Genomic DNA, 24,862 nt, shown 5'->3' on the forward strand with positions numbered 1-24,862 from the left:
TATCCTTATTCGTAAATAAAGGATCCATGTGGCGAGCGAATAGTTACCTTTTTTGAGGTGGCCTCCTCTACACGACCGATAATTTGTGCTTCAATGCCGAACGATTCGGATATGTTGATGATATCTTCGGCAATCTCCTGCGGAACATACAGCTCCATACGATGCCCCATATTAAATACCTTGTACATCTCTTCCCACGGCGTCCCCGATTGTTTTTGAATCAAATCAAATAAAGGAGGTGTGGGAAATAAATTATCCTTAATGACATGTACACCTTCAATAAAATGCAATACTTTGGTTTGTGCACCACCAGAACAGTGAACCATTCCGTCAATTTGTTGACGATATTTGTCGAGAATCGTCTTGATGACGGGAGCATACGTGCGGGTAGGCGAGAGGACAAGCTTGCCGGCAGTTACTTCTTCGTTTTCATTTACTTTTATTGGATCGGTTAATTTACAACTGCCAGAAAATATTAATTCATAAGGAACAGCAGGATCGTAGCTTTCCGGATACTTTTCAGCTACGTATTTATGAAAAACGTCATGGCGGGCCGATGTCAAACCATTGGAGCCCATGCCACCGTTATATTCTTTTTCATAGCTTGCTTGTCCATATGATGCTAATCCTACAACAACGTTTCCTGCCTGGATACGGTGATTAGAAATGACATCCTCCCGTTTCATACGGCACGTTACGGTGCTGTCCACAATAATGGTTCGTACCAAATCGCCTACGTCGGCAGTTTCCCCTCCTGTAGAGTATATGCCAATACCTAGTTGTCTTAATTCGGCGAGAATATCCTCTGTACCGTTAATAATTTCGGCTATTACGTCACCTGAGATGAGGTTTTTATTGCGTCCGATGGTAGATGACAGTAAAATATTGTCAACTGCACCCACACAAAGAAGATCATCCACGTTCATTATAATGGCATCTTGGGCAATTCCGCGCCAAACAGAACTGTCTCCGGTTTCTTTCCAATATACATACGCTAGCGAAGATTTAGTGCCAGCACCATCGGCGTGCATGATGTTGCACCACGCCTCGTCACCACCCAGTATATCGGGTATGACTTTACAGAAAGCTTTGGGGAATAGCCCCTTGTCAATGTTCTTGATCGCGTTGTGTACATCCTCTTTACCTGCGGACACACCCCTCTGGTTGTATTTTAAGTCTGACATCGTATGTGCAAAAATAACAAACCCAATGATATTCCTATAACGGAAAGATAAAAAGTCCACACATTTCCCACTTCTCTAAGGCTAAGGGTGATTGTTTCGAAATATGAAATATACTAAACTCAAGGGGCACTTACTATTTTACGGACGATGTCCCAAGCACCCAGTAGTCGTTCTTGATTAAAACTTGCATTTGCGGGACTTGTGCTTGGAAGTGTGATATATTGGATGTTCGTAATGCGATTAAAATAACTGTCAAATAGTTTTTGTGCTTTTTGTCCGTTAAAGCAAACCGTTCTGATATGTGGATTGTCTTGAAGCAATTGGTCTATTTTGTTGGGCCTTTCCTGCAAGATGTCAGTGTCCATACTTCCTTTTCGAATAGCTGCTTCGCAGACGTCCCATAAAGCGATATGATACTGATGTAACAGGGCTACTCGATTAGCATAGTCCATAGGAATAGGAGCAGATAAGAGTAAGGCCAATGTTTTCCAAAAGCGATTCTGAGGATGCGCATAATATTGATTCTCCTGCAACGATCTATCTCCAGGTAGGGAACCTAATATCAGAAGCTTGCTTTTTTCGGGAATAATGGGTGCAAATGATTTCTTGAACATACCTCTAAATTTAAAGAAAATCTTTGATATAAAAATCGAAGGTTTTTCATTTCACAATATATTTCTTTTTTCAGCGCACCACCCCGGCTGCCCTTTGCCAGGGCATGGCCCTCCTTTTTGAGAGCAAAAAGGAGGCAAAAACTCTTCGTCTCCTTCAGGTGGCCTGTCGCACAAGCCCATCCCACACAGGGAAAATGCTTGTCAAGGCTACAATCACGATCGAAACTCTTTGGGATGGGTTTCGATCATGATTGTCATGCCTTGCCCCTCGCTCAAACCCCAAGCATTGTCCCTGTCTGCCCGCCACTGGGAAGGAGACCTTGATGCCGCTCCGCACGCTAGCAATAATCGACCGGAATCCAAACCGCTGGCACGATTGTACCAACCCATCCTTAACCCTTAATGTCGCCTCCAAAGCTTTGGCAACTGTAAGAATACCCTTTTTAGCACTATCCCAAATGCCAAAGGTTTTCAGCGACGAGCTTTTTGCTTCTTTTTCGCGGGGAAAAAGAAGATGAAAAAATTTGATTAATGAAAACCTTCCTTTTTTATTAGCTTTGTCTAGAACGTTATGAAAGAGAAAAAGAAGATAATTGTTGCTATTACCGGTGCTAGTGGTTCAATATACGCAAAGGTGTTGTTGGATAAATTAAGAATGCTTAGTGATCAAGTGGCAGAAGTGGGCGTGGTGATGTCTGACAATGCAAAAGATGTATGGAAGTATGAACTAGGGTCAGATGATTATCAACACTACCCCTTTACATTTTATAACAAAAACGACTTTATGGCGCCGTTTGCATCCGGTTCTGCACGCTTCGAGACCATGATCGTTTGTCCTTGTTCTATGGGCACATTGGGACGTATTGCGCAAGGAATATCTTCCGATTTAACCACCCGGGCTGCGGATGTGGTACTAAAAGAACGTAGAAAGTTAGTGTTGGTTACGCGTGAGACACCGCTGAGTGCTATCCACACACAAAACATGCATGTGGTAACGCAGGCTGGAGGGATCATATGTCCGGCAAGTCCCTCATTTTATAGCCTTCCCAGGACATTCGAAGAACTAGCTGCTACGGTGATAGACAGGGTACTCTCTCTCTGTGATATTCATATCGCTAGTTACACTTGGGGCACTCCACAATAAAAAGCCATATTTTCAATATCGGTGTTTCGATATATTTTGTACATTTGTTTTTCAATGAAACAACGTATAAAATTGGATAATCGTATTCCATTTTCATTGGTTTATCTCAGGCAAAGCAGCATTGGTTTGTTCTTTTATACGTTTTATTTACCTACCATTTTAACACTTTTCTCATTACTTTGTTTAAATATTATTCATGGATAATATATTGATTTCTTCCGCTCAGCTTATAGTGCCCGGTCATCCGCAGAACGGTAATATCGTTGATATACTTATTGAAGCAGGAAATATTAGTCTTATAGCACCGCGCATAAAGCCGACGAATAAACAAATACATGTTATAGATGGAAAAGGCAGGATTGTTTCGGCCGGTTTTTTTGATTTGCATGCTAATTTTGGCGAACCGGGTCTGGAAACCAAAGAAGACATCATAACCGGTACCGCGGCTGCTGCAGCAGGAGGATATACTGGAGTCGCTGTTTATCCCAACACGAACCCGCCTATCCACAGTCGTTCAGAAGTAGCGTTGGTCGTTAATTCTGCTAAAGGAAATATAGTTGATGTATACCCCGTTGGTACTATAAGCAAAAGACGTGAAGGAAAGGAACTCGCAGAATTATATGATATGCAGCTAGCGGGAGCGATTGCTTTCAGTGATGGAGACCATGCTGTTCAACAGGCAAGTTTAATGGGACGGGCTTTATTGTATGCGAAAGGATTTGAGGGGTTAGTTATCTCTTTTCCGGAAGACGAGTCTGTTGCCGGCGGGCACCAGATGAACGAAGGACAAATGAGCACCTATCTGGGCATGAAAGGGAAGCCGAACCTAGCAGAATCGCTCATGGTATCTCGCGACTTGTTTCTAGCCGAGTATAACGATGCCCGTATTCATTTTACGAGTATTTCTACGGCAGAATCAGTAGATTTGATAAAAAAGGCAAAAGCGAAAGGATTGAACGTGACCTGCGATGTCGCCGCCCATAACTTGGTGTACACCGATGAAGAAGTGATTGGTTTTGATAGTAATTTTAAGGTGAATCCGCCTTTACGGACCAAGAAGGATATAAAAGCGCTTTTAAAAGGGTTGAAAGAAGGGACGATAGATGCAGTCGTTTCACAACATACACCACACGAAGTGGAGTATAAGAATGTAGAGTTTCATATTGCAAAAGAAGGCATTTTGGGTTTACAGACAACATTACCTTTTTTAATTGAAGCGGGATTTAACGCTGACGATATTGTTCGATATTTGGTTGTACAGCCTAGACAGGTCGTTGGAAAAGAAATCCCTACATTTGAAGTAGGGAGCGAAGCCAATCTGGTACTGTTTGATATGAACGAAAAATGGATGCTGAATACCAACACAAATAAATCAAAATCGGAAAATAGCCCTGTGTTTGGTCAAGAATTAAGAGGTAAAGTGAAAGTAGTAGTTAACCATGGTCAATTGGTTGAAATTAAATAAGATATGGATGCAAAAGTAAAAAAAGCGTTTCATGCTGGAATTAGCACGTACGCACAGACCGAAGGAATTGATGCAGGAGCTTTTGAGATGGCATTGCAACAAGCTTTTGATAAAGAAGCGCCTTATATAGAAAAGGTACAAGCGCTGGATGAGGCTTTTGATGACCATCAACGTTTTGAAGAGCTTCGGGAGATTTATTTCGATTTATTGATGGTCAATTTCTTTGCGGAGGATGTGAAGAAATTGGAAGAAGATTATTTGGATTCGCCAGAATGGGAAGCTATTGAAGAGGAAACTATCGATAGGGGCACCGAATTATTGAACATGTTTCTCTATCTGCAAGAGTGTGAGGATGAAGATATTGATCCTTCTTTGGATGACTATCTTAAAGAGTTTCTCTTGGTCGAAGAAGATGAGTTTCAGGACGAATATGCTATTTATGAAAAAGTAATTGCTAATCAGATTCTGATAGATAGTACTTTCGCTGAAATAAATAGCGTAGCCTCGTCACTATCTCCACAAGATGAATTAAAAGAACTGTTTTATCCGTTAATGTCTTTCTTTAATGAACCATTTCCCGAAGAGGAGCAGATGACGGAATATCTAGACGCTTCCGACAATAAGCCGTTGGACGGGGCTATTTACCAGATTATTGTAAACTTTAATAAATAAATTATGAACCAAGATTTTAATTCAACTTTTCCTGCGGAAGAGGTAAAAAAGGATGGCATTAAATATGGGATTTATTTAGGCATCATCTCGTTGGTGATAAGCATCGTTTCTATGTATGTGCTGGTAAATAGCGCTGATTTCAAGATAAGCTCAATGGTGACAGGAGGGATTTCCTTTTTGCTTATGATAGCTTTGTCGGCATACTTCGCTGTATTGTTGCGAAGAGTAGCCGGAGGTTTCTGGAATTTTAGCCAAGCACTGAAAGGCATTTTTGTCATGTTAGCGATTGCAGTAATCATTTCCACAGTAGGAGGTGCGTTGTTCAATTTGATTAATCCCGAGCCGCAACAAATCGTTTTCGATAAAACGATCAATTTGACTATCGAAACAATGGAAAGCATCGGGGCTGATGACGATCTTATCGATAAACAGGTGGCTGATTTAGAAAAACAACGAGATGAGTTACGGGAGTTTTCCATAGGGCAGAACCTTAAAGGTTTAGGTATAGCGTTAATTATGTATTTCGTTTTTGCTTTGATTCTCGCTGCTATTCTAAAACGTGAAAGACCTGGTTTTTTGCCAGTACAGGACGACGCTAACCAAACGGACAATAGAGGGCAATATAAGCCGGAGGAAAACTAATATGGATATATCGGTTGTCATTCCCTTATATAACGAGGAAGAATCTTTGCCCGAATTAACTGAATGGATACGCCGAGTAATGAACGCGCATGATTTTTCCTATGAAATTATTTTGGTGGATGACGGGAGCAAGGACACTTCCTGGAAGGTGATCGAAGAGCTTAAATTAACGCACGAACAAATTTCGGGTATTAGGTTTCGTCGAAATTACGGCAAATCTGCGGCATTGAATGTGGGTTTCAACGCAGCCCAAGGAGATGTGGTCATAACGATGGATGCTGATTTGCAGGATAGTCCGGACGAGATACCGGAATTATACAACAGGATAATGAATAGCGATGCTGATCTGGTGTCGGGCTGGAAACAGAAACGCTACGATCCGTTGACCAAAACGATTCCTACAAAACTTTTTAATTCCGTAACTCGGAATATGTCTGGAATCTATAATTTACATGATTTTAATTGTGGATTGAAGGCGTATCGCAAAGATGTAGTAAAAAGTATTGAGGTATATGGAGAAATGCATCGTTATATTCCGGTCTTAGCGAAATGGGCGGGGTTTACGAATATACAAGAACAGATTGTTAAACATTATCCTCGGAAATATGGGGTCACAAAATTTGGTCCCGGACGCTTTGTGAAAGGTTTTCTAGACTTACTCTCGATTTTTTTTGTTGGAAAGTTTGGTAAACGCCCGATGCATTTTTTTGGGACTATCGGTGTGTTGAGCTTTGTGGTTGGTTTTTTTATTACTTGTTACTTAATATTTGAAAAACTGAGAAGCATTGCGGACGGTACAGTATATCGGAATATAACAGACCAACCGTTGTTTTATCTTTCCCTAGTTGCTATTCTTATCGGAACACAATTGTTCTTGACCGGCTTTATTGCTGAACTCGTTTCCCGTAATTCCTCAGAACGCAATCAATATCATATCGAAAAAATAATTTAACATATGTTTTTTTCGATTGTGATTCCGTTGTATAACCGACCGTTAGAGATTGACGAGCTTTTGAAATCATTAACGCAACAACAATATGCTCCTTTTGAAGTTATTGTGGTGGAAGATGGCTCATCGAAACCTGCTAAACATGTTGTGGAAGGTTACCATAATAGGTTGGACATCCATTACTATCAGAAGAAAAATGAAGGGCAGGGGCTGGCACGTAATTTTGGTTTTGCAAGAGCAAAAGGAGATTATTTTATTGTTTTTGATTCAGATATTATTGTGCCGGAAGACTATTTGTATCACGTTGCTGTTGGCATACAGCGTGACCGTTGGGATGCTTTTGGCGGACCTGATGCTGCGCATCCATCGTTTACGAATATTCAAAAAGCTATATCTTATTCGATGACCAGTCCGTTTACAACAGGGGGAATCCGAGGAAATAAACAGCATGTAGGACAATTTCATCCACGGAGTTTTAATATGGGTATATCCAGAGAAGTTTATGAACAGACACAAGGATTCAAGTTGTCTCGTCGTTCAGAAGACATTGAATTTAGTATCCGTATGATTCAACGAGGATATCGTGTAGGACTGATTCCTGAAGCGTTTGTATATCATAAACGACGGGTTACATTTGGACAGTTTTTTAAGCAAACTTATGGCTTCGGAAAGGGACGTATTGATATCTATAAGCTTTTTCCCAATGAACTGAAGCTGATACATGCCCTGCCTGCTCTTTTTGTCGTCGGGTTAGCTGGCTTGATGTTATTAAACCTACTTAATTGGGGGAGTGGAGGGCAAATTCCGGGATTACCAATACTCTGCGGTATCGGTAATATAATACTTCTAATTTACACGCTTTTATTGGCTTTACATGCTTGGTTAAATACGAAGCGCATACGGGTTGCAGGATTGGGGATTGTAGCTGCCTATATACAGTTGATAGCCTATGGGTTAGGTTTTCTAAGTAGCTTTATGAACCAGATTGTGTGGAAAAAATAGGTTGTGTTATTATTCAATAATAAGATAAAGTTTTATAATTTCCTCGAAAATTTACAATCGTGCTAGCATTCACTCAACATAATTTAGGAAAACTAGAAGATCTTTTTGCTGCTTTAGGTTATCGGGTTCGGTATGAAAAGGGCTCTTTTCGCACAGCGGCATGTGTACTACAAAATACACGAGTTATTGTTGTTAATAGATTTTCTAACTTAGAAATCAGAATTCAATCATTAATACAGTTATTACGTGATATGGACGTAGATATATCGCTATTAGACGAGAAGAAAGCGACACTTTATAAAGTGATTAAGAAAGAAGAGGCGACACTTTGAGAATAACTTTTTTAGGAACAGGAACTTCACAGGGTGTGCCCGTTATCGCATGCCAATGCGCGGTATGCCAGTCTACTGACACACGTGATAAACGCTTGCGTACATCGATCATGATGCAGTTAGACATCGATACGAACGTTGTTATTGACACCGGACCAGACTTTCGTTACCAAATGTTGCGGGAGGATGTGCATCACCTAGATGCGGTATTGGTTACACACGCCCATAAGGATCATATTGCAGGTATGGACGATCTTCGTGCGTTTAATTATCAACAACAGCAGCCTATTCCTATATACGGGACGACTATTACCCATGAATCCCTCAAGCGGGAGTTTTACTACGCTTTTGGCGAACAAAACTATCCGGGCGTGCCTCGATTGGAGCTTCGACCGATTACGGCAGGAGAAACCTTTCGCGTGGGTACTCAAAGTATCATACCTATTGAAGTGATGCATTATAAGATGCCCGTAATGGGGTTTCGTATCGGGAATTTTGCGTATATCACGGATGCTAAAACCATTTCTGATGAATCAAAAGCATTGTTGAAAGGTGTCGATACGTTAGTAGTGAATGCGCTGCAAGAAGAGCCGCATATATCGCATTTTACCAAAGATGAAGCGATAGCGTTTGCGGAACAAATACAAGCGGAGACTACCTATTTAACCCATATCAGCCACCGATTTGGGAAACATGAGGATATAGAAAGGACACTTCCAGAGGGTATTCGGGTAGCCTATGATAGGCTTGTTATTGATGTTCAATAACGTAAACGTCACAACATTCAAAACTTTTCGGTTAATTCCCTGTTCTATTATTAAAGATAGTGTTAATTTAATTTCTATAAGTCATGGGAAATATTCTTTATTTAATCGCAGTTATTTTGGTTATTATTTGGGCCATTAGCTTTTTTGGTGGATACGTTTCAGGAGGTATCATCCACATCCTTTTGGTAATCGCCGTTGTTGCTATTCTCCTACGTGTTATACGAGGGGCGGCCTAATCGGTTAATGATTTTAAATAGAATTGGGCTATGGAAATGTCTTCCGGAAAGGTGATCTTGATATTTCGATGATCACCTGGAATAAGATGTACGCTATAGCCCAATTTTTCTACTACGGAAGCATCATCCGTAAACGATGGTAACTCATCTTGTTGAAAAGCCTGATGTAAAATATGTCCTTGAAATATTTGGGGTGTTTGTACTATCCAGATATTCTCTCTATCCAATGCCTTATTTTCTTCCACATTTCCCTGTCGAATAGAATTTGTACTCGGTACCGCCAATATCGTAGCCGGATAAAGAACGGCTTGTTCAAAACAGTAATCTATCGTTTCCGATGTAATTACAGGGCGGGCGGCATCATGGATGGCTATGAGTGTATTGCCGAGAAACTGATGTTGTTGTTCGGCAATATAATGTATACCATTCCGGACACTTTGGAAACGTGTGTCTCCACCGGCAATGACAGTATGAGGTATCTGGAAGTCATATTTTTCGCACAACTCATCCCAAAATGAGAACATATCCGCGTGCAAGACCAATATCAATCGAAGTTCATTTTCGGTATATGCAAACCTTTCCAGTGTATGCATAGCTATCGGTTTGCCGTCAAGAAGCAGAAACTGCTTTGGTAAATTACTTTTCATCCGGCTTCCTGAACCTCCTGCAACAATAATGGCGTATCTGTTTTGCATATTAAAATCAATGGTACGTTAACTGACTTCCCTTTTCTATATCATTCACTACGGTAATAGCCCGCGGAATACGTTCTTTTAGTTCCTCGACGTGGGAGATAATACCGACGATACGGTTATCCCTATTCAGATATTGCAATGTTTCAAATACGGTATTCATACTTTCAGGATCCTGGGTGCCAAAACCCTCATCGATGAAGAAGAAATTCTTGTCTGCTTTGTTCATCGATTGGATGCTTTCTGCCAATGCGAGGGCAAGACAGAGCGAAGCTTGAAACGCTTGTCCTCCTGAAAGTGTTTTTACTGAACGTTTACAACCGTTGTGCAAGAAATCTACTACCTCAAATTCATTGTTTTCATTAATAGTGAGGCTTAGGTTATTTTTTGTCAAACGATGAAAACGTTGATTGGCAATTTCGCACAAACGTTGCAAATGTATGCTGGATACATAGTTGACGAAGCCAGATCCACGGAAAAGGTTTTCCAAAGTGGTCAAATTACTTTTTCTGAGTGCCAGCTTTTCGTATTCTTCCAATAATTTTTCTTTTTTTTCAAATTCCACACGTAAACGGGCGTGTTCTTTTTCTAAAGCTCCTGTTACGCGAATCTGTAATTCCAATTCTTCACGCTTTAAAGCGTAAAGCGTGGTCTTCTCTTGATAGATCGATTCATCGTAAGCATCAAGCGCGACACTTTTTTCCAACTCGGCAATGTTGCGTAAAAGGACTTGTAGGTTTAAATTGAACTCCTGTATCGTTTTACGGTTGCTATCTACATCCATATTCTTTTGAAGGATATGTTGTACCTGGATAATATCACTGTAACCATGTTCCTTCAGTAATGTAGAGATTTCTGCTTGCTTACTGTTGAGTTGTTGATAAAGCTGTTGGAACTGTTCTTTTGACGCGGCTCGCTCACCATTGATATGTGCGAACTCCGTTCTTAAAGATTGAATAGATTCAGAGAGCCGTTTATGACTTTCTTCCAGGAACGTAATCTTATTTTCAGTTTCCTGTTTTTTATTTAAGAGTCTGGTTTCATCAAAGTGTTCAAATTCAGTTGGTTTCAACCTCTTTATTTGCCTTATATTTTGTTGGTTTAACTGATCTAATACCGTAAGACTTTGTTCAAATTCTACAAGGGAGTTTTTGTATTTTTCTATTTTCGATTGGCAGGTTTGCCACTGCACACGGAGATTTTTCAAATTTGCTTCGCCCGATTTGATATGGGTTTCCGCGAGGTAGTTTTTATCTTTATAGACGAGAAAGGCCGTTTTGTCCGTAGAAGAAAACGCTTCCCATCGAAATTGTTTACGATGGATTTTAAGTTTCTCCTCCATGTTTTGGATGTTAGTTTCGGATTGAGTTAACTGTGTTTTCTTATCCCGCCACCGTATAAATGCAGCTGTTAAAGCTTGATAATTTCCTTTGAGCTGCTGTTGGTGCTGCTTTACTTCTATTTGCTTGCCCATTACTTCCTGTATCTTGGCGGCCATATCGTGGTTTGCCATGGGGCTGGGATGATCTAATGCACCACACAGCGGACAGGGTTGTCCCTCGGCTAGGCTACCGGCAAATTCCGATAGTTTCGCTTGCACTTTCAAATGTGTTTCCTCCTGTTGCAAGGAAGTAAGCTCGGCGTTTAATTTTGTTTCTTGTTGGAGTAGGACGGATTCCCAATCGTCGATTGAGGTCGACTGTTCTTCGAAAATTTTCGCTGTTTGTATTAATTCGTTCTGAAGCTGTTGGCGCTGTACTTTCAGCTCGGTGATAGCGCTGCTGATATTGTCATCAGTTTGATACCAAGATTCTAGCGCCAGTAATACCGATGTGTCAACCCGTGCATTTTTGAGCTCATCTAGTCGCTTCTCCTCGCTTTCTATAGATGCCAAAAGCTTTTTTTCGTCGTCTTGAGCTTGTAAGAGATGGGGCTTCCCATCTTGCAAGCGCTTACTCAGCTTTTCCTGTTGTTTCTTGTTTTGAAGGATATCAATAAGCACTTTTAGGTCTTCGCTCTCCGCTTTAAAAAAATCTAATTGCTGATAATCTGGCGCTATCTTTTCCCATTCAGCCTCTTCTTTTTCCAAGCGATTTAAAACTTCGCTCTTCCGCACCGTAAGTTGTTCGATTTTATGGGTTAGCTGTTCCTTTTCCTTGTTTAAATTATGTGTAGTATTTAGGATTTCCCTAAAAGCTGATTGGGTGATCTCATACGTCCGCAATTCTTTTTCCAACTGGACTATTCGAGGTTGTTCTAGAAGATATTCTTGTACATCTTCTTTTTTCTGCACTAATTCGTCCCGCTTTTTTTTACTTTCCATAAGCCGGCTGACCTCTTTTTCCAGCAATGCGGTTTCCGCTTTTACCGAAGCGAGATGCCGTTGCGCCGTTTCAAGTTCCTGCTGCTTGCTGTCCAATATTTCCATACTGACGGCATCAAAACCAGAAAGTGCCCCATTTAATTGTTCCAATTTACTGTTATTCTGCCGTTGCAGGATCGCCACTTTAGGGCCGAGGTCAAAACGATCTAAGTTAAAGATATCTTTCATCATCTCGGACCTGTCCTTACCTCGTAATTCCAGAAATTCTTTAAATTGTCCTTGAGGAATAATGATCGTACGTCGGAAATTAGGATAGGTGAGCTGTGTTACAAGCGCACCATCGTTCGAGTCCAACGGTATCCATGCGCCATCTTTCCATTCATAGGCGTAGCGTTCTAAAGATGTAGTGTCCTCAAACTTTTTTCTTCGTTTCCATTGCGCGGTGAATCGGAACTTCCGTCCTTCGGAATTCAGAAACTCGAACACGATATTAGCGACATCTGAGCGAAGGTTGAGCATATTATAAGCCCTTTTCTCCTGTTTGTTTAATCTTTCCGTCTCTCCATATAAAACAAAGCTAATGGCCTCGATTATACTGGATTTTCCCGAACCTACTTTTCCAAAAATGCCAAATAGGCCGGCTTCAGTCAAATGGGTAAAATCAATCTCTTGTTTATCTTGATAAGAATATAATCCTTCTATACTTAAATAAAGTGGTAGCATGTTTAATCCTCCGTTTCCGTTTCACAATGAATGACCTCGTTCAACAAATCCATTAATTCCGGATTAGGCTGTTGCCCTAACCGATGTTGAAAATAATCCTTAAAAAGCATATCAATATGCTGATCGAGATTGATGGGCTGAGTATGCGCAGGATTAGATGTTGTTTGTTGTACGATGGGGATGATATGAATAATACCATCATGTGCTTCGTGTATTCGTTTCATGTCGGCAGAACTGAGGAAAGTATCACTCATCAGTGTTAGCTCGACGAGCGTATTGGGGTTTTCGTTTAACCATAATATGGCAGCATCGATGTCCTTAAATCGCTTACGATGTAGTTTCTTTCCCGCAGAAAGTGGAACAAATCGGTATTGCGCTGGCTGCTCGGGAACAACATCTACAATGACAACGCCTTTTGCCTGTCCTGCCTCCGAAAAAGAGTAGGCAAGCGGACTACTTGGATAAACTACTGGACGATTTTCATTTCCGATATTCTGAAACCGATGGAGATGTCCCAATGCGGTGTATTGGATTTGCGGTGGGATAGCATCGGAATAGACGAGATCCGCGTGCCCGACCTTAATGGGTTTTTCTCCCTCAGGTTCTTCCAATATTTCTCCGCCGCGTTGTAACATATACAAATGCGTGGTTAGCAAGTTTATGCCTTGATTGTCACAATGCATATTTCCGATGGTGAGCCAGTGTTTTCTTAAAAGCTCGTTGAGTTGCTGTGCTTTATCGTCCAGTCCTAGGAATTGCTTTAATCGAAGTTCATTGGCAAATGGCGTGTGGATAATACGCAACGGGTAGTTATATCGGGGTAGGGATATCTCCAGAAACCCTGTTGTTGTCGTATGAATAGAGAAACCATTCTTGGTATGAAAGGGTTGAATAATGGCCTGTGGGTAACCGATAAAAATGATTCCACATTCACGGGCGAGTACATCGGGTGCATCGATGCGGTCTGCACTATCGTGGTTTCCAGCTATCGCGATGACCGGACGCTGCCCTTCACGGCTAAGCCGCCGCAATGTTTTATAAAGTAGTTCTACGGCTTCGACAGGTGGGTTGAAGGCGTCGAAAAGATCGCCCGCTACAATAACGGCATCTACACCTTCTGCGTCCGCTATTTCACATATTTCCACTAATACCGCGCGCTGTTCTTCCAATCTCGAGAAATAATCCAACCGTTTGCCTAAGTGCCAGTCGCTAGTATGTAATATCTTCATTAACGCATTTTTTTAGTCTGTCCTGTGTTATTAGAAATTAAAATTAAAGTTAACGAAAATTATGCCATCTCCTTATTTCTTGTCAGAATGTCCCAAATCTTTGTCTGGATTGATGATATTCCGGACTAACTGCTTTAGTTCTTTGATCTCCGGAAACCGCCCTTCTTTTTTCCTGTCAAAAATAACTTCGCCATCAATCGCTACAGAAAAACGTCCACTGATTTCGCTTGGTACCAAAGTAACACCATAAAGGTCATCTACGAACGTGGTTAATAATTCCTGCGCCATATAAGCAGAGCGGAGCAACCATCCACATTTGGGGCAATATAAAATAGTGATCGTGGGTTTCATAACTGTACCAATTATTTTGTTCAAAAATAAAAATATATATTTTTCTTGTATATATACAAAGTTGTTTCTAAATTAGTAGTTCATAATTCAGGCCGCTAGAGCATGGCGGTAAGTTATAATTGGTTTTACAAAGGTTTCTACTCGCCCGGGTAGAAACCTTTATTTTTTTGTCTTACTGTATTATTTGTGTTTTGGCAGTAATAAGCTACTCATTTGTTCGATACTGTACCCCTATCTGTTATTTACAGAACAGGCCGTGCCCGCGAACGTCAGCAGAATTCTGATTGTAGTCCTCTCGATTTTGATAGTCTGGCAACCTGACAACATGGAGTAGATAGCCGCTTTCAAGCTTTTAGTGCGAAACAAAATTAATCTTTAAGAAATTAAGGGGACTTAAAATCAAGTATTGTCGGCTTGAAAATTTCTTTTAAAAATTGTCCACGGTAATTCTTGCAACTCAAGGTTTGTTTTTGTTAAATGACCACGGTCATTTAACAAAAACAAACCTTAATATTAGAAAAACAAACGTTGGATTATTTAATGACCGCGGTCATTTTAAAGTGTAAACAACAAAAAACCGGAAACTTGAGAGCTAACTCGTTATAGACCATGGTCATAACTCGTTTTTCTTGATAGTTAAATGGTGTGTGAGGGTATGATTTCCGCAAGCAATAAAACAAAAGGCATAAGCTGCCATACTAAAGATATTGCGTTCAATAATGTAACTTTCTGCCGTCCGTATATTTAATTTAACTGCCATAACCAAAACTTATCAGGTATAAATCAGATTACACATTGTAAAAACAGAATCTCTTTTCTTCACTGATATGACAAATATAGTTAATTTTTTCAACATACCGGTTCGGAAGCTGTATATCAATTATTTTTCTTAATTTTACCGCTACTTTTTGTTAGTGCTTGTCATAAAAAATTAGGAGAAAGTTTTGGATTATTTAGCAGGATTAAACCCTTCGCAACGTGCAGCTGTGGAGCAGACGGAAGGGCCGGTGATGATTGTAGCCGGTGCGGGTTCGGGAAAGACGCGCGTCATTACCTACCGTGTAGCACATTTGATTCGGAAGGGTGTGGACCCCTTTAATGTTTTGGTGCTAACCTTTACTAATAAAGCGGCGAAGGAGATGCGAGAACGTATTATGAGCGTTGTAGGACAAGAAGCAAAGAATATTTGGATGGGCACTTTCCATTCCGTATTTGCTCGTATCCTTCGCGTGGAGGCAGAGTTAATCGGGTATCCAAAAAATTTTACAATATACGATACGGACGACACAAAAAGTTTGATCCGTGCTATTCTAAAAGAGATGAACCTCGATGATAAGCTATACAATGCCAACCATGTATACGGGCGTATTTCTTCGGCTAAAAATAACCTGATATCACCGCAGGAATACAATAAGAACGAGGCCATTATGGCGGAGGATATTGCAAATGGCCGTCCGCAGATGGGACAGATTTATATGACCTATGCACAACGTTGTTATCGGGCGGGAGCAATGGATTTTGACGATCTTTTATTCAAAACAAATGTATTACTGAACAAGCATCCAGAAGTGCTGCATAAATACCAACATCAATTTAGATACCTCATGGTGGATGAGTATCAGGATACCAACTTTTCTCAATATCTTATCGTGAAAAGGCTTGCTGCAGTCAATGAAAACATTTGTGTAGTAGGAGATGATGCACAGAGTATTTATGCGTTTCGCGGCGCGAATATTCAAAATATCCTAAATTTTCAAAAGGATTATCCGGACGTTCAAATTTTTAAACTTGAACAGAACTATCGTTCTACGAAAATGATTGTCAATGCGGCGAACAGCGTAATTGAAAAGAACCAGAATCAATTGGAGAAGAATGTTTTTTCTGAAAATGAGGATGGAGAAAAAATCAAAGTTGCACGTGCGTTTTCTGATAATGAAGAAGGAAAAATCGTCGCGGAATCCATTACGCAGGAGCGTGTACTGAAAAATCTGCGATATAAAGATTTTGCTATTTTATACCGTACAAATGCCCAATCACGGGCTATGGAAGAAGCATTGCGAAAAATCAGCGTCCCTTATAAATTATATGGAGGAACGTCTTTCTATCAACGTAAGGAAATCAAAGATTTGATTGCTTATTTTCGTTTGACGTTCAATCCCAACGACGAAGAAGCATTAAAGCGGGTCATCAACTATCCACGTAGAGGGATAGGAGATACCACATTAGAGAAAATTTTGGTCGCTGCAGACCAGCAACAATATCGATTGTGGGACGTGGTCGTGAATGCCCAAATGTTTCTTGATGGACGAAGCGCGAATGCGGTAGGTAATTTTGGGCTGATGATTCAAAGTTTCCAGGCAGTAGCAAAAACCAACTCGGCATTTGATACAGCGATGCATATCGCACAGCATTCAGGTATATTAAAAGATCTTTACGAGGATAAATCAGTAGAAGGGCTTAGCCGTTATGAAAATATTCAAGAATTATTGAATGGTATCAAGGAATTCTCCGAACGTGAGGATATTGAAGAAAAAGGTCTGGATATATTCATGCAGGATATTGCATTGTTAACTAATGATGATAATGACAAGGACCCCAATGCAGATACTGTGTCTTTGATGACAATACATGCGTCGAAAGGATTAGAATTTCCTGTGGTCTATATCGTGGGCTTAGAAGAAAACTTGTTTCCTTCACAACTTTCCCTCAACTCCCGTTCAGAATTGGAAGAAGAAAGACGACTTTTTTACGTGGCGGTGACCCGTGCGGAGAAAAAACTACATTTGTCCTATGCTACGTCACGCTATCGATGGGGAACACTTAATAATTGTGAACCCAGTCGTTTTTTAGATGAATTGAATCCGGCTTGTTTGGAGCTTGATTTTAAGCCACGGAGTAGCGTTATGGATACAGGGGGTAGTTTTCAGTCGGAGCGCATGGCCTGGCGACAGAAGGATACGGAATCGTTTTCGAAACCAAAACCAAAAATAGTTAAAACAACCTCAATATTGCCGAAGGCACACGTACCCACACCAGGCTTTGCCCCATCAGATACATCTGCACTACAAGTTGGAATGGAAGTAGAGCACGAACGGTTCGGATTTGGAAAAGTTGTGAATTTGGACGGTAATCGACCGGATATAAAAGCAACTATTTTCTTTAAAGAGTTGGGACAGAAACAATTGTTGCTTAAATTTGCGAAACTTAGAATAGTACAATAATAAGATAAAATAATAAACTACGCTTATATAACGTTTTTAAGCGTAAAACTACACTTTATGGATTTCGACTACAACAGTACCCGGCCAAATTTGATTTTGGCAGAATATGGAAGAAATGTGCAAAACATGGTAGACTATATATGCACCCTTCCAACGAAAGAGGAGAGAAACCGATATGCACAGGTCGTTATCGACATGATGGGTGTATTGAACCCGCATTTGCGGGATGTTTCGGATTTCAAACACAAATTATGGGATCATTTGCATATCATATCTGATTTTAAAATTGATGTAGATTCACCATATCCTGTTCCCGCACGCGATGCAATTCACAAGAAACCCGAACTGCTGGATTACCCTCAACATGCCATTCGTTACAAACATTATGGCCATACCGTCGAGCGTATGATTGAAAAGGCTTTGGCCATGTCTGCTCCTGAAAACCGGGAACGTATGGCTTTGTCTATTGCTAATTTTATGAAGATGGCGTATATGACCTGGAATAAAGATACGGTGCAAGATGAGCATATCATCCAAAATTTAGCCGAACTTTCTAATGGACAATTAGTATTACCTGCCGATACGGTATTGACTAAACTTGACTTTAAAACTCCGCCTCCGGGCAGCCGGACAAAAAGTGGGGCTACCACTAGCACCAACAATAACCAAAAAAGTAGTAATCAAAAAAGCGGTGGCAAAAAGAATATGGTGAAGAAAAAAAATGGTTCTAAAAAAGTTTCGTATAGAAGATAAACTATTTTGACTGTTTTAATAGGAGGGCAATTGTGTGGCGAAAGTCGTTATCCGGTTGCTCTCTGTTTTTTTAATGTTAATATACGATAATAAAAGATGAGCGCATTTGAAATAATCGGTGGAAAGAAATTAAAAGGAGAGATTATTCCCCAGGGAGCAAAAAACGAAGCATTACAAATTCTATCCGCTGTGTTACTCACCGAGGAAAAAGTAGTCATAAGTAATATTCCCGATATCAAAGATGTGAATAAATTGATCGACCTGTTAGCGGCATTGGGTGTTTCTGTTAGCCGGATCAATAAAGATACCTATTCGTTCGAAGCAAAAAGCATCAACATAGATTATTTTCAATCGGAAGAGTTTAAACACAAAGGTGGAGGTTTACGTGGTTCTATTATGATTGTCGGTCCTTTGTTAGCCCGTTTTGGAAAGGCGGCAATTCCGAAACCGGGAGGAGATAAGATTGGCCGACGCCGATTGGACACGCATTTTCTGGGATTTGAAAAATTAGGTGCAAAATTCGTTTACGATGCAGAAAATAATTTCTTCAATGTAGATGCTTCGGAATTAAAAGGAGCGTATATCTTGATGGATGAAGCTTCGGTGACCGGTACGGCAAACATTGTAATGGCTGCTGTATTGGCTAAAGGAATTACCACGATCTACAATGCCGCTTGCGAACCTTATTTGCAGCAGCTGTGTAAGATGTTGAATCGTATGGGGGCTAAAATATCAGGTATCGGGTCAAACTTGTTGACGATTGAAGGTGTTGATCGATTACAGGGAACGACTCACCGTATGTTGCCGGATATGATTGAAATCGGATCTTTTATCGGTATGGCGGCGATGACTGGTTCAGAAATTACGATTAAGGATGTTTGCTTTTCGGAACTAGGTATCATTCCGACCGTATTCGCGAAACTGGGGATACAGTTTGAGCTGCGTGGTGATGATATTTTTATTCCCGCGCAAGACTCCTATGAAATTGAAACCTTTATCGATGGCTCTATATTGACAGTTGCAGATGCACCATGGCCAGGCTTCACTCCGGATCTCTTGAGTATTGTCTTGGTAACCGCTATTCAAGCAAAAGGCAATGTGTTGGTTCACCAAAAGATGTTCGAAAGCCGTTTATTCTTTGTAGATAAACTGATTGATATGGGGGCGCAGATCATTCTTTGTGACCCGCACCGTGCAACTGTCATCGGATTAAATAAGCAAGTAAAATTGCGGGGCATTGAAATGACCTCTCCCGACATTCGAGCGGGCGTTTCACTCTTGATTGCTGCATTGTCGGCACAAGGGCGATCTGTTATATATAATATAGACCAGATCGAGCGTGGATATCAGGACATTGAAGAGAGATTAAGAGCATTGGGCGCAAATATACGTCGAATCGAAGCGCTGGAAGCGTAGCTGAGGACAGTATTATGATGAGGGCAAGCATTTATGTTTGCCCTTTTTTAATTTTTTTTGATATTTTTCTGAATTTTGATGTGTTTTAAATTATTTATAGCGTTGTTTTCTTATTTTTTTGTTTGTTTTTGTAGTTTTTTTAATCATAAATGATAATAATATTCGATTTTTACTGATAAAAATATTTTTATTTGAATATTTTGCATATAATTGCATAATAAAAGTTATGAAAATATGTCTATTTATCAAAAAAAATCGTTTCTTCCATTTTTGTTAATGGTTATTTTAGTTGTTGTGGCGTTTTTCAACCCTGCACTGCCGGTTGGTTCGGTTGAACATGAGTATAATTCTGCTGATGTGGCCTGGATGTTGACTTCAACAGCGCTTGTTTTAATCATGACGCCTGGTTTAGCCTACTTTTATGGGGGAATGGTCAAGAAAAGAAATGTTATTTCTACTATGCTCCAAAGTTTTATCTGTATGGCGGTCGTGGCCGTTATGTGGGTTGCTTTTGGCTTTAGCTTGGTATTTGGTGATTCCATTGGAGGCGTTATTGGAGACCCAACTACTTTCTTTATGTTCAACGGCGTACTCGATCACGCGCCGTGGGATGGTGCCCCTACCATTCCATTTGTGCTGTTTGCTATGTTTCAGCTAAAATTTGCGATTATCACACCCGCACTAATTACTGGGGCCTTTGCAGAACGCATTCGTTTTACATCGTATATTCTTTTCATTTGCTTGTTCTTCATTTTTATTTATGCGCCGTTAGCACATGCTACTTGGCATCCGGACGGTATTTTACTCCAAATGGGTGTTTTAGACTTTGCAGGTGGAACAGTAGTACACATGTCTGCCGGGTTAACGGCACTGGCTTCTGCAATTTATTTGAAACAAGGTAAAGAGGCTAAAAGGCACACTCCGGCAAGGATAACGTATGTGCTATTGGGGACAGGGCTACTGTGGTTTGGTTGGTTTGGTTTCAATGCAGGTTCAGCTTTTGCGGCTGATGCATTAGCAGCGACAGCTTTAGCAACAACAACGGCTGCATCTGGCGCTGCGGCTATTATGTATATCTTATTTGATGCGGCTCGAGGCATTAAACCTTCTGCTACGGGAGCCTGTATCGGAGTTGTTGTTGGTTTAGTCGCCATAACGCCTGCGGCTGGATTCGTGAGTATTCCGCATTCTATCGTTATTGGATCGGTCGCAGCCATTATTAGTCGGTTGTTAATTGACTGGCGGAGCAGATCAAATATTGATGATACCTTGGATGTGTTCCCTAGCCACGGCGTCGGCGGAATGGTAGGTATGATATTAACGGGCGTATTTGCGCATTCCGCAATCAATGGAGCCGTAGAAGCAAACGGACTCTATTATGGAGAAACGGATTTGTTTGTTGCCCACCTACTTGGCCTTGTGGGGGCAAGCATCTTTATTCTAATTGTCGCATTCATTCTCCTGAAAGTGACAGATGTGATAACACCCTTACGTGTCAGTGATCAGGAAGAGGAGGAGGGACTCGATTTGTCGCAACATGGCGAACGACTCTCTTATGATGTCCATAATTAACAGATATTAATTACTTATTACTAACTAAACAATGATAGGGACCGATGAAAATCGGTCTTTTTTTGTTTAAGTGCATTGTTTGGTTTCGCTGTTTTTTTGTTGGGCCGTACTTTTACTCCCGATATCTCCTTTAAAAAATTTATATTTGCCAATTAGAATTATTGGATAAGGACCTGTATGAAGCATATACGTAATTTTTGTATTATCGCCCATATCGACCACGGGAAAAGCACATTGGCCGATCGACTGTTGGAGTTTACGAAGACCATTTCGCAACGGGAGGCTCAAGCGCAGCTGTTGGATAATATGGATCTGGAACGTGAACGTGGGATAACGATTAAATCGCACGCTATTCAAATGGAATATACCAAGGATGGCGAGCACTATATTTTGAACTTGATTGATACTCCCGGGCACGTTGATTTCTCTTATGAGGTCTCGCGTTCCATCGCAGCATGTGAGGGGGCGCTGCTGATTGTGGATGCTTCGCAAGGTATTCAAGCACAAACCATATCCAACCTATATCTAGCCTTGGAACATGATTTAGAAATCATTCCCGTACTTAATAAAATGGATTTGCCGGGTGCAATGCCCGAAGAAGTCAAAGATCAAATTATCGATTTAATCGGAGGCAAGCGAGAAGAGATCATACCCGCGTCAGGCAAAACTGGGATGGGCGTGTCGGATATTCTAAGCGCTATTGTAGAGCGTGTTCCACCGCCCGTGGGCGATCCAGATGCACCTTTACAAGCGTTGATCTTTGATTCTGTTTTTAACTCTTTTAGGGGAATTATGGCCTATTTTAAAGTGGAAAACGGTGAGATTCGAAAAGGCGACAGGGTTAAATTTGTAGCCACCGGAAAGGAGTATTTTGCAGACGAAATTGGGACGCTTAAACTTAACCAAGTTGCCAAAGATGTTATAAAAACAGGTGATGTAGGGTATATTATTTCAGGTATCAAAGAAGCTCGCGAAGTGAAAGTAGGGGATACTATTACACACCGTGACCGTCCTTGTACGCAAGCGATACGGGGCTTTGAAGAGGTCAAACCGATGGTTTTTGCGGGAATCTATCCGGTCGATACAGAAGATTATGAAGAGCTCCGTGAATCTATGCACCGGTTGCAGCTCAATGACGCTTCCCTAGTTTTCGAGCCCGAATCTTCTGCGGCGTTGGGGTTTGGGTTCCGATGTGGCTTTTTGGGAATGCTCCATATGGAAATTATTCAAGAGCGACTGGAACGTGAGTTTAATATGACGGTGATTACCACCGTGCCAAACGTTTCCTATCGCGCATTTCTTACAAAAGATAAAGAAGAGGTGGTTGTACATAACCCGTCGGATTTGCCTGATCCTAGTAAATTGGATTTTATCGAAGAGCCCTATATAAAAGCAAATGTGATCACCAAGGCAGACTTTGTAGGCCCGGTGATGTCGTTGTGTATCCAAAAAAGAGGTACGATTATCAATCAATCGTATCTAACATCAGATCGTGTAGAACTGACTTTTGAAATGCCTATGGGCGAAATCGTTTTTGATTTTTATGATAAATTGAAGACGATTTCTAAAGGATACGCATCATTTGACTATCACCAGATTGGATATCGGCAGTCGGATTTGGTAAAGCTTGATATTCGGTTAAACGATGAGCCTGTAGACGCCTTGTCTTCCCTCATTCATCGGAGCAACGCCTATGATTTTGGAAAGAAAATTTGTGAGAAATTAAAAGAGCTCCTGCCGCGCCAACAATTTGAAATTCGTATACAAGCTTCTATCGGAGCAAAAATTATTGCGCGCGAAACTATTTCAGCTTTACGTAAAGATGTAACTGCAAAATGTTACGGAGGCGATATCTCCCGAAAACGTAAGTTGCTGGAAAAACAGAAGAAAGGGAAAAAGAGAATGCGTCAAGTCGGAAATGTCGAAATTCCGCAATCCGCATTTATGGCAGTTTTGAAATTGGATTAAGAAGCAGATAATACGTATATAAATGAATTTATTAGACGGAAAGCTGGTATCGGCAAAAATAAAGGAAGATATAAAAAAAGAAGCAGCAGCATTTACGGCGAAGTCAGGACGAAAACCACATTTAGTAGCAATTTTGGTTGGAAATGACGGAGGAAGTGAGACGTATGTCGCTAGTAAGATGCGCAATTGTGAACTCGTCGGTTTTGAATCGACGAATATCCGTTATGATGTAGATATCACGGAGAACGAGCTAATTGCTAAAATAAAGGAGATTAATCAAGATCCGAACATTGATGGACTGATTGTGCAGCTGCCGTTGCCGCGGCATATTGATCCGGAGAGGATTACGGAAACGATCGATTATCATAAAGATGTGGATGGTTTTCATCCTATTAATTTAGGGCGGATGCAACGTAACCTACCTTGTTTTATACCGGCTACACCTTATGGCATTATGCTGATGCTCGAATATTATGGTATTGATACCGCTGGTAAGAAAGCGGTCGTGGTCGGTCGTAGTAATATCGTAGGGTCACCGATGAGTATTTTATTGGCTCGTAACAGTAATCCAGGAAACTGTACCGTGACATTAACCCACAGCCGCACAGCAAATTTAAAAGAAGAGGTACTTGCAGGAGATATTATCATAGCAGCTATTGGCCGAAAACACTTTGTTACAGCGGATATGGTAAAAGAAGGCGCTGTTGTAATTGATGTAGGCATTAACCGAGAGGAATCTGCGGAAACGAAATCGGGTTTTAAACTTTATGGCGACGTTGATTTTGACGAGGTATCTAAGAAATCGTCATGGATAACGCCTGTTCCCGGTGGTGTAGGACTGATGACCATTGTAGGGTTATTAAAAAATACACTAGAGGCTGCAAAAGGTACGGTCTATCCTAAATAATACTTTTTGGTATAGTAATTGTTTATGTAAACTATTAACTATCAAAACTATAATTAAAGGAAAAAGACATGAAAAAATTAATGTTAATAGCAGCAGTTGCAGGTACTATCATTGCTACGTCGTGTAACAACAATACCAAAAACAATGATGCGGATAATGAAATGACGGCTGGTGAAAAGCTGGATCAAACATTGGAAACGCTAGAGGAGAATCAAGACCACGCAGAAGCTGTTTTGAGAGAAGAGTTAGCAAAGGCAGAAGACAGGGTGAATAAAGCAAAAGCTGATTTGGATGAAGCTGTCCGGAAAGGTGATAAACGCGCTGAAGAGGACGCTCGCAAAGCGTTGGATGAAGCGAACACCTTTTGGGAGAAAACAAAAGCAACTGCGCGTGAAACTGGTGTTAAAATCGAAGACGGGACAAATAAGGCTATCGATGCTACCAAGGGTGCTGCTGAGTCGACGGGAAATGCACTAGATAGAGCATATGATAAAACGATCGATGCGACAAAGGAGGCAGCGGATGCTACGGGAAAGGCTATCGATAACGCGGTAGAAAAAACCGGAGAGAAAGCAAATAAAGTTGCCGATGACGCTGAAAAGAAATTAAATGATTTAAAGAATCGCTAGAAAAACGATTTTTCTGTTTATTTAGGCGTTAGCTAGCCTTGCTATAAGATAAATTTTCGAACCTCCTGATT

At 40.8% G+C, this 24,862-nt stretch carries 23 protein-coding genes; 16 read left to right on the forward strand and 7 right to left on the reverse strand.

Annotation, left to right across the window (positions count from 1 at the left end; translation table 11 throughout):
• Positions 1-5: 5 nt before the first annotated feature.
• The 3 genes from C5749_RS01070 to C5749_RS19560 all read right to left on the reverse strand — a co-directional run bounded on the left by C5749_RS01070 (position 6) and on the right by C5749_RS19560 (position 2,188).
• On the reverse strand, positions 6-1,184 hold the full coding sequence (locus tag C5749_RS01070) for an AIR synthase related protein (RefSeq protein WP_105722217.1): 1,179 nt from the start codon (positions 1,182-1,184) through the stop codon (positions 6-8).
• Positions 1,185-1,303: 119 nt separating this feature from the next.
• Positions 1,304-1,798, reverse strand: coding sequence for a DNA-deoxyinosine glycosylase (locus C5749_RS01075; protein WP_105722219.1), 495 nt, complete (start codon positions 1,796-1,798; stop codon positions 1,304-1,306).
• A 213-nt stretch (positions 1,799-2,011) separates the two neighbouring features.
• On the reverse strand, positions 2,012-2,188 hold the full coding sequence (locus C5749_RS19560; RefSeq protein WP_181151235.1) for a hypothetical protein: 177 nt from the start codon (positions 2,186-2,188) through the stop codon (positions 2,012-2,014).
• A 181-nt stretch (positions 2,189-2,369) separates the two neighbouring features.
• On the opposite strand from C5749_RS19560, the gene C5749_RS01080 reads away from it, so the two are divergent.
• From C5749_RS01080 to C5749_RS01120, 9 genes are all read left to right on the forward strand, one after another.
• Positions 2,370-2,942, forward strand: coding sequence for a UbiX family flavin prenyltransferase (locus tag C5749_RS01080; protein ID WP_105722221.1), 573 nt, complete (start codon positions 2,370-2,372; stop codon positions 2,940-2,942).
• Positions 2,943-3,138: 196 nt separating this feature from the next.
• Positions 3,139-4,407, forward strand: coding sequence for a dihydroorotase (locus tag C5749_RS01085; protein ID WP_105722223.1), 1,269 nt, complete (start codon positions 3,139-3,141; stop codon positions 4,405-4,407).
• 3 nt (positions 4,408-4,410) lie between these two features.
• The gene (locus C5749_RS01090; protein WP_105722225.1) at positions 4,411-5,079 is read left to right on the forward strand and encodes a hypothetical protein; all 669 of its coding nucleotides are present in this window, start codon (positions 4,411-4,413) and stop codon (positions 5,077-5,079) included.
• A gap of 3 nt (positions 5,080-5,082) precedes the next feature.
• Positions 5,083-5,721, forward strand: a complete 639-nt coding sequence (locus C5749_RS01095; protein WP_105722227.1) for a DUF4199 domain-containing protein — start codon at positions 5,083-5,085, stop codon at positions 5,719-5,721.
• A gap of 1 nt (position 5,722) precedes the next feature.
• Positions 5,723-6,673, forward strand: coding sequence for a glycosyltransferase family 2 protein (locus C5749_RS01100; RefSeq protein ID WP_105722229.1), 951 nt, complete (start codon positions 5,723-5,725; stop codon positions 6,671-6,673).
• A 3-nt stretch (positions 6,674-6,676) separates the two neighbouring features.
• Positions 6,677-7,672 carry a glycosyltransferase gene (locus tag C5749_RS01105; RefSeq protein WP_105722231.1) on the forward strand — a complete coding sequence of 332 codons (996 nt, stop codon included), beginning with the start codon at positions 6,677-6,679 and terminating at the stop codon, positions 7,670-7,672.
• A gap of 59 nt (positions 7,673-7,731) precedes the next feature.
• A complete protein-coding gene (locus C5749_RS01110; protein WP_105722233.1) occupies positions 7,732-8,004 on the forward strand; it encodes a hypothetical protein in 273 nt (90 codons plus the stop codon).
• A complete protein-coding gene (locus C5749_RS01115) occupies positions 8,001-8,771 on the forward strand; it encodes an MBL fold metallo-hydrolase (protein WP_105722234.1) in 771 nt (256 codons plus the stop codon). Before C5749_RS01110 ends, C5749_RS01115 begins: the two co-directional genes overlap by 4 nt.
• An 83-nt stretch (positions 8,772-8,854) precedes the next feature.
• Positions 8,855-9,007, forward strand: coding sequence for a lmo0937 family membrane protein (locus C5749_RS01120; RefSeq protein ID WP_105716734.1), 153 nt, complete (start codon positions 8,855-8,857; stop codon positions 9,005-9,007).
• Here the strand turns inward: C5749_RS01120 and C5749_RS01125 are convergent.
• The 4 genes from C5749_RS01125 to C5749_RS01140 form a co-directional block, all read right to left on the reverse strand.
• The gene (locus C5749_RS01125; RefSeq protein ID WP_105722235.1) at positions 9,004-9,702 is read right to left on the reverse strand and encodes a 2-C-methyl-D-erythritol 4-phosphate cytidylyltransferase; all 699 of its coding nucleotides are present in this window, start codon (positions 9,700-9,702) and stop codon (positions 9,004-9,006) included. The two genes, C5749_RS01120 and C5749_RS01125, sit on opposite strands and share 4 nt — an antisense overlap.
• A 7-nt stretch (positions 9,703-9,709) precedes the next feature.
• Positions 9,710-12,745 (reverse strand): AAA family ATPase, encoded by a 3,036-nt coding sequence (locus tag C5749_RS01130; RefSeq protein WP_105722237.1) that lies wholly within the window; start codon positions 12,743-12,745, stop codon positions 9,710-9,712.
• Positions 12,746-12,747: 2 nt separating this feature from the next.
• Positions 12,748-13,974: a metallophosphoesterase family protein gene (locus C5749_RS01135; protein ID WP_105722239.1), complete on the reverse strand. Its 1,227-nt coding sequence runs from the start codon at positions 13,972-13,974 to the stop codon at positions 12,748-12,750.
• A gap of 72 nt (positions 13,975-14,046) precedes the next feature.
• On the reverse strand, positions 14,047-14,325 hold the full coding sequence (locus C5749_RS01140) for an Rdx family protein (protein ID WP_181151236.1): 279 nt from the start codon (positions 14,323-14,325) through the stop codon (positions 14,047-14,049).
• A 944-nt stretch (positions 14,326-15,269) separates the two neighbouring features.
• On the opposite strand from C5749_RS01140, the gene C5749_RS01145 reads away from it, so the two are divergent.
• The 7 genes from C5749_RS01145 (at position 15,270) to C5749_RS01175 (ending at position 24,791) form a co-directional block, all read left to right on the forward strand.
• Complete coding sequence (locus C5749_RS01145) at positions 15,270-17,546, forward strand: ATP-dependent helicase (protein ID WP_105722243.1); 2,277 nt, start codon at positions 15,270-15,272, stop codon at positions 17,544-17,546.
• 57 nt (positions 17,547-17,603) lie between these two features.
• On the forward strand, positions 17,604-18,299 hold the full coding sequence (locus C5749_RS01150) for a DUF4290 domain-containing protein (protein WP_105722245.1): 696 nt from the start codon (positions 17,604-17,606) through the stop codon (positions 18,297-18,299).
• A gap of 96 nt (positions 18,300-18,395) precedes the next feature.
• Positions 18,396-19,715, forward strand: a complete 1,320-nt coding sequence (murA, locus tag C5749_RS01155) for a UDP-N-acetylglucosamine 1-carboxyvinyltransferase (protein ID WP_105722247.1) — start codon at positions 18,396-18,398, stop codon at positions 19,713-19,715.
• A gap of 234 nt (positions 19,716-19,949) precedes the next feature.
• Complete coding sequence (locus C5749_RS01160; RefSeq protein WP_105722249.1) at positions 19,950-21,287, forward strand: ammonium transporter; 1,338 nt, start codon at positions 19,950-19,952, stop codon at positions 21,285-21,287.
• A gap of 177 nt (positions 21,288-21,464) precedes the next feature.
• Positions 21,465-23,255 (forward strand): translation elongation factor 4, encoded by a 1,791-nt coding sequence (gene lepA / locus C5749_RS01165; RefSeq protein ID WP_105722251.1) that lies wholly within the window; start codon positions 21,465-21,467, stop codon positions 23,253-23,255.
• Positions 23,256-23,277: 22 nt separating this feature from the next.
• On the forward strand, positions 23,278-24,162 hold the full coding sequence (locus C5749_RS01170) for a bifunctional 5,10-methylenetetrahydrofolate dehydrogenase/5,10-methenyltetrahydrofolate cyclohydrolase (protein WP_105722253.1): 885 nt from the start codon (positions 23,278-23,280) through the stop codon (positions 24,160-24,162).
• A 68-nt stretch (positions 24,163-24,230) separates the two neighbouring features.
• A complete protein-coding gene (locus tag C5749_RS01175) occupies positions 24,231-24,791 on the forward strand; it encodes a hypothetical protein (protein WP_105722255.1) in 561 nt (186 codons plus the stop codon).
• The last annotated feature ends 71 nt before the right edge of the window (positions 24,792-24,862 follow it).

The organism is Sphingobacterium gobiense (assembly GCF_002980575.1).
In the GTDB taxonomy this organism is placed as follows: Bacteria; Bacteroidota; Bacteroidia; order Sphingobacteriales; family Sphingobacteriaceae; genus Sphingobacterium; species Sphingobacterium gobiense.

Bases quoted from the DNA above. Each gene is read 5' to 3' on its own strand.
- C5749_RS01070 (WP_105722217.1), bottom strand. From the start codon at position 1,184: ATGTCAGACTTAAAATACAACCAGAGGGGTGTGTCCGCAGGTAAAGAG.
- C5749_RS01075 (WP_105722219.1), bottom strand. From the start codon at position 1,798: ATGTTCAAGAAATCATTTGCACCCATTATTCCCGAAAAAAGCAAGCTT.
- C5749_RS19560 (WP_181151235.1), bottom strand. From the start codon at position 2,188: ATGGGTTGGTACAATCGTGCCAGCGGTTTGGATTCCGGTCGATTATTG.
- C5749_RS01080 (WP_105722221.1), top strand. From the start codon at position 2,370: ATGAAAGAGAAAAAGAAGATAATTGTTGCTATTACCGGTGCTAGTGGT.
- C5749_RS01085 (WP_105722223.1), top strand. From the start codon at position 3,139: ATGGATAATATATTGATTTCTTCCGCTCAGCTTATAGTGCCCGGTCAT.
- C5749_RS01090 (WP_105722225.1), top strand. From the start codon at position 4,411: ATGGATGCAAAAGTAAAAAAAGCGTTTCATGCTGGAATTAGCACGTAC.
- C5749_RS01095 (WP_105722227.1), top strand. From the start codon at position 5,083: ATGAACCAAGATTTTAATTCAACTTTTCCTGCGGAAGAGGTAAAAAAG.
- C5749_RS01100 (WP_105722229.1), top strand. From the start codon at position 5,723: ATGGATATATCGGTTGTCATTCCCTTATATAACGAGGAAGAATCTTTG.
- C5749_RS01105 (WP_105722231.1), top strand. From the start codon at position 6,677: ATGTTTTTTTCGATTGTGATTCCGTTGTATAACCGACCGTTAGAGATT.
- C5749_RS01120 (WP_105716734.1), top strand. From the start codon at position 8,855: ATGGGAAATATTCTTTATTTAATCGCAGTTATTTTGGTTATTATTTGG.
- C5749_RS01125 (WP_105722235.1), bottom strand. From the start codon at position 9,702: ATGCAAAACAGATACGCCATTATTGTTGCAGGAGGTTCAGGAAGCCGG.
- C5749_RS01130 (WP_105722237.1), bottom strand. From the start codon at position 12,745: ATGCTACCACTTTATTTAAGTATAGAAGGATTATATTCTTATCAAGAT.
- C5749_RS01135 (WP_105722239.1), bottom strand. From the start codon at position 13,974: ATGAAGATATTACATACTAGCGACTGGCACTTAGGCAAACGGTTGGAT.
- C5749_RS01140 (WP_181151236.1), bottom strand. From the start codon at position 14,325: ATGAAACCCACGATCACTATTTTATATTGCCCCAAATGTGGATGGTTG.
- C5749_RS01150 (WP_105722245.1), top strand. From the start codon at position 17,604: ATGGATTTCGACTACAACAGTACCCGGCCAAATTTGATTTTGGCAGAA.
- murA (WP_105722247.1), top strand. From the start codon at position 18,396: ATGAGCGCATTTGAAATAATCGGTGGAAAGAAATTAAAAGGAGAGATT.
- C5749_RS01160 (WP_105722249.1), top strand. From the start codon at position 19,950: ATGTCTATTTATCAAAAAAAATCGTTTCTTCCATTTTTGTTAATGGTT.
- lepA (WP_105722251.1), top strand. From the start codon at position 21,465: ATGAAGCATATACGTAATTTTTGTATTATCGCCCATATCGACCACGGG.
- C5749_RS01170 (WP_105722253.1), top strand. From the start codon at position 23,278: ATGAATTTATTAGACGGAAAGCTGGTATCGGCAAAAATAAAGGAAGAT.
- C5749_RS01175 (WP_105722255.1), top strand. From the start codon at position 24,231: ATGAAAAAATTAATGTTAATAGCAGCAGTTGCAGGTACTATCATTGCT.